Origin of the sequence: Moorella naiadis (nom. illeg.) (genome assembly GCF_051020825.1) — a bacterium.
Taxonomy (GTDB): domain Bacteria; phylum Bacillota; class DSM-521; order Neomoorellales; family Neomoorellaceae; genus Neomoorella; species Neomoorella naiadis.
In genome coordinates, this window is record NZ_JAXGFQ010000057.1 from 1 (window position 1) to 4,464 (window position 4,464).

At 54.0% G+C, this 4,464-nt stretch carries 5 protein-coding genes and 1 pseudogene; 2 read left to right on the forward strand and 4 right to left on the reverse strand.

The window, feature by feature from the left end; all coding sequences use genetic code 11:
- The 4 genes and pseudogenes from SDD30_RS17035 to SDD30_RS17050 all read right to left on the reverse strand — a co-directional run.
- Positions 1 to 752: pseudogene (locus SDD30_RS17035) on the reverse strand (hypothetical protein); the annotation flags it as partial.
- Positions 746 to 1,774 (reverse strand): lysylphosphatidylglycerol synthase transmembrane domain-containing protein, encoded by a 1,029-nt coding sequence (locus SDD30_RS17040; protein ID WP_434076129.1) that lies wholly within the window; start codon positions 1,772 to 1,774, stop codon positions 746 to 748. The pseudogene SDD30_RS17035 and the gene SDD30_RS17040, both read right to left, overlap by 7 nt.
- Before the next feature lie 43 nt (positions 1,775 to 1,817).
- A complete protein-coding gene (locus tag SDD30_RS17045) occupies positions 1,818 to 2,660 on the reverse strand; it encodes a polysaccharide deacetylase family protein (RefSeq protein ID WP_434076130.1) in 843 nt (280 codons plus the stop codon).
- A 334-nt stretch (positions 2,661 to 2,994) separates the two neighbouring features.
- Positions 2,995 to 3,312 carry a hypothetical protein gene (locus SDD30_RS17050; protein WP_434076131.1) on the reverse strand — a complete coding sequence of 106 codons (318 nt, stop codon included), beginning with the start codon at positions 3,310 to 3,312 and terminating at the stop codon, positions 2,995 to 2,997.
- A 94-nt stretch (positions 3,313 to 3,406) separates the two neighbouring features.
- Between SDD30_RS17050 and SDD30_RS17055 the strand changes: the two genes are divergently transcribed.
- Positions 3,407 to 4,030: a DinB/UmuC family translesion DNA polymerase gene (locus tag SDD30_RS17055; RefSeq protein WP_434076132.1), complete on the forward strand. Its 624-nt coding sequence runs from the start codon at positions 3,407 to 3,409 to the stop codon at positions 4,028 to 4,030.
- On the forward strand, positions 4,017 to 4,313 hold the full coding sequence (locus SDD30_RS17060; protein ID WP_434076133.1) for a hypothetical protein: 297 nt from the start codon (positions 4,017 to 4,019) through the stop codon (positions 4,311 to 4,313). The genes SDD30_RS17055 and SDD30_RS17060 overlap by 14 nt, the downstream gene beginning before the upstream one ends.
- Positions 4,314 to 4,464: the final 151 nt, after the last annotated feature.

Genomic DNA, 4,464 nt, shown 5'->3' on the forward strand with positions numbered 1-4,464 from the left:
ACTTTGTCCGGCAGTAGAGTCAGGTGGACCAGGGAGGAGCGGCCGTATTTTTGAACGATTGCTGCCGCCCTTTTCCGTTCCGCTAACAGGACAGTACGGCGGTAAACCACCGGGCGCAGCACCATGCTCAGCCCGTAAACTAATCCTCCTATCTGGATAATCCCCAGGGAATCTAAAAACCACCTGGCCAGGCGATTGGGCCGCTCCAACTCCGGCGTACTGAGCCAGGTTAAAAAAGCTATTGTCTGGCGCGAGGCCTCAAAGATACTAAAATGCTGGTGGAAATGTTTATCCAACAGGTAAAAACCTAAAAGGCCGTATAAGCAAGTAAAAAGGGTACTGCCGGCAAAAATTACCAGACCATGGCGCACTGAAGGCGGGTCACTGGCGGCGGTAAACTCGGATCTTAGGGCCAGCAATACCAGTAAGAGGCCGAAGTTGATGGCTGCCTGGCCGTAGTGGAGCCCCCGCAGCAGGTTGGAACCTGTGGATACTAGGAGCATGGCCACGGTGATTAACCAGGCCTGCCTTTTCCGGCGGCCCAGGCTCCAGGAGAGAAAAAGCTGGACACTTCCGGCCACGACACTGCTGAGCCAGCTTCCCCGGAGGACTACCCATGGCAGGTAGTGGCGCAGCCACCCGACACGGGCCGGGTGATAAACGAGCCAGGCCGATAATATGTTTGCTACCCCTATCAAGCCTACTCCAAAGGCGGCCAAAGTGTGGCGGCAAAGTAACCATTTTCTTACCACCGCGCCAGCACCCAGTTAAAAAAGATAAAACCGCCCAGCATGGGTAGCCAAAGGCTGAAGATACGGTAGATAAAGGTGACCAGGACGGCCTGGTCCAGGGGAATCCCCAGCGAGGTGTAAGCGGCGGTCATGGCTCCCTCCATGAGACCAACGCCCTGGGGTGTAATGGAAACAATCATGAAAAGTACACCCACTGCATAACCAGTAATTAAGCGGCCTAAACCAGGGTTCTGATGAAAGGCCAGGAAAAGGGCCTGGAGCTGGAGCAATCCAATTGCTTCCATCAACAGAGCATGGCCGGCCGCCCGCAACATGGCAGGACGACTCCAGCTGATATTTTTCAATGTAGTAGAAAGACTGCTTAGGAAGGCTTCTATTTTTTCATCCCAGTTTTGGCCTGCTTTCCCAAGGGGTAAACGCCCGGCTAGCAGAGCCATCTGGCAGCTAATTCTTAAAAAAATTTCCGGTCTCAAGGCGACAATGAATAATGCTGAAGCCAGAAGTAAAACTAAAGCCAGTAAGATGGCGGTAGCTACCAGCTCATACCTTTGCAGGTTGCCCTGAAGGAAGAGATAAAGAAGGCCCAGGAACAATACTATTAGAAAGGCAAGGTAATCGCAAAGGAAAAAAATAAAATTAGCCAGTATGGCCCGGGCCACATCCAACTCCTTGCGCCGGGCGTCATAAATCATTAATCCTGTCCCGGAAAGGGTTCCCCCGGGGGCAACGGCGGCCACAAAAGCAGAAGCCATGACCAGCAAAAAGAGGTGCCCTATCCCTTCCCTAAGGCCAACCACCCGGTAGGCAGCCGCATATAGAGCGCTTTGATTCACAAAAAAGGCTAGTTGTAAGGAAAAGGCACAAGCCAACCACCACCACTCCCCCTGCCGGAGGGTTTGCCAGATTGCCTTTCCCTGGGCCAGATATCCCGCCACAGCAGCAGCACCGAGGAAAAGAAAGGTCGTATAAAGCAGTTTGAAAGGTGAAATCCGGAAAGAAATATCCTTCTTTTTGCGGAACATGAGATTGCAATTCCTTGCGCTGTTTTTAACCTCCTACAGTTTTCTAAATCCGTTTCGCTTTCTTGCTGGCCACTATCAGGTGATGGTTCTGGGGCTGCTTCAGTTGCTCCTGGGAGTGGCTGTTTACCCCGGCAACGGCTTTAATAAGGGCATCCAATCTGTCCGGTGTTATTTCCGGGCCGCCGGCGTTTACCCGGGGCAAGGCTAGAGGGTTACTCCGGCGGGTAACAGACCCATAACGGGTAGTAAAGATAAGTTTGAATCCAGCATCGACGGCGGCCTGGATGGCCGTCGGTCCGGCGGCGCCGAAGGGCAGGGCTAGGGCATAGACCGGCTGCTGCAGTTGGCTTTCTATCTCTTCCCGGGAGCGTTTCAGGTCCAGGTAGACCATGTTTCTATAGTCACTTAAACTCTGGCCTTTGAGGGGGCCGTTGAGAAGGGGCCCGTTTTTGCCATCAGCCAGGAAGCCGAAGTTATGGAGATTATAGGTGTGGGACTGGGTGGTCAAACTGGCGGTGGCCATCTCCCTGGCTGCATCCCAGTCATAATGCTGGAGGTTGCCCAGCTTTTGACCTACGTACTTAACAATGGCAAAGGCTACAGCAGGCATATGCCTTTTCTGTAATTCTGGCAGGGCATATTGGTGAATACTCTCATAACCGTCGTCAAAAGTGATGAGAACGGCGTTATCGGGTACTGAACCGCCTTTTAAGAAATCGTGCAGCTGGTCCAGGCTAATAACGTGGTATCCCCGGGATAGGAGCATATCTAACTCGCTGGCAAAACGTTCTGGAGAGATAACTAATCCCGCTTCTTCTTTAGCATCAATATGGTGATAAATAAGGACTACGACCTTATTCTGGTAGTAAACTTTATTGGACTGCACACCAACCAGCTGCGTCTGCCCGGTTTGAGGGGGAGTAACGGATGCCGATTGGACAGGGCCAAGCTGGTGCGCTGTATCACTGCTAGCGGTTGTGGTGGCAGCCGGACTCCGGTTCAAATGGGAAGATATTTGGGTATAGGTAAAGGGCAATGACAGTAGCAGGACTAAAGCAATAACGGCAGCAGCTTTATTTTTCAAAATGGGCCCTCCCTTAAAAAACCTGTGCTTGTAGGCCCTGTATGGGCTTGCTCTGGGATCTTCGCTGCAGACAAATACCCGCCCGCATTTGCAGGAGTTATTTCGGAGCCATGATAAGTTTAGCATAATGAATCTGCTATAGGAACTCTCCTTGAAAAATATTTATTAAAGCTGCTGTGCACCTGAAAGACCGCCCTATCGCAAAAAGCCCCTCAAAGTCAGAGTTTACGTACCTTGGAAACTCGTCCACGTAAAGCACGTGGTAAGGCCGCCTCATCTCGTTACCATGCCGCCTGAATACCGCGCTCTGCAAATGCCTCATTACAAACTGCCCGAAAACGTCTCCCAACTTTCCTAACCGCTCCTTCGCGCTGTTCACTACCAAAACCCCGTCGCCTTCTAAATGCCTATCCAGGTTTATGTAGCCCTTTCCTACCAGTACCTTTTCCAGCATCTTAGCCCGACGGCCTGACGCTCCTGGATTACCCGGATGTCTCTAAAAAGATGTGGCCCCTGCCGGTTAAGGAGCTTTTCGGCGTCGGCCCCGGGTGGAGGCATACCTGGCCAAACTGGGCATCTATACCATCGGCGGCCTGGCCCGGTTTCCCGCCGAGGCGCTGATCCGGCGCTTCGGCGTCGTGGGCCGTATTTTGCACCAGTGCGCTAATGGCGTCGACTACAGCCCGGTGGACCCGCACTCCCTGGATAGAGTTAAATCCGTCGGCCACCAGATTACCCTGCCCAGGGACTACTACAGCTTTGAAGAGATTGAAGTGGTTTTACTGAAGCTTTCCGAGCTGGTGGCCCGACGGGCGCGCCTGGGAAATTACCTGGGCCGCACGGTGAGCATCAGCCTTAAAGACGCCGAGTTTAACTGGGTAGGACGTTCTCACACCCTGCCCTATTATACCGATACGGCTGCCGATATCTACGCGGCGGCCCGGCAGCTCCTCCACCGCTGCTGGTCCCCCGGCCGCCCGGTGCGGCTGGTGGGGGTGAGCCTGGCCGGCCTGGTACCGTCAGCGGCACGCCAGGAAGACCTTTTCGGCCGGGTGGAAAAACAGGCCCGCCTGGACCGGGCTTGCGACCGGTTAAAAAACCGCTACGGGGAAAGGGTCATCCACCGGGCGGCATCCTTAACTCAGGCAGGTGTCCTCTATGCGCGGGGCTAACGCCTTATACGAGGGCCATCGTTTAATATTGCCCGGGATTAGAGACCGGGCAACGGCTACCTGCCAGGGATGCCTCTTTTGCGTCCCAATCATAGGCCGGGAAGAGACGCGGTTGGTGTGTCTGGCCACCCTGGACCTCTATCTTACCGGGGAACGCCGGGTGCCAGTGGAACTCCAGGTCCAAGATTTTATCTGGCTGGCCGGTAAAGAAGCCCTGACCAAAGCTGTGGCGAAGGTTCGGCCGGAAAAGCAGGCCTGCGGCTTCTACTGCCCCAGGGTCTAGCGTGTTTCAGCCCGGCAAAACCGGGACGTTACCGGTTTTCCGCAAACTATCGTCCTGCCTCAAAAATATGATATAATTACATCTGGAAGAAGGTGTTCTTGTGCCGGAAAACGAAGAGCAGCCCCGTTCTCCCCACCACCCCCACGACAAG

Coding starts and splice junctions, on each gene's coding strand:
- SDD30_RS17050 (WP_434076131.1), bottom strand. CDS start 3,312: ATGCTGGAAAAGGTACTGGTAGGAAAGGGCTACATAAACCTGGATAGG.
- SDD30_RS17040 (WP_434076129.1), bottom strand. CDS start 1,774: ATGTTCCGCAAAAAGAAGGATATTTCTTTCCGGATTTCACCTTTCAAA.
- SDD30_RS17060 (WP_434076133.1), top strand. CDS start 4,017: ATGCGCGGGGCTAACGCCTTATACGAGGGCCATCGTTTAATATTGCCC.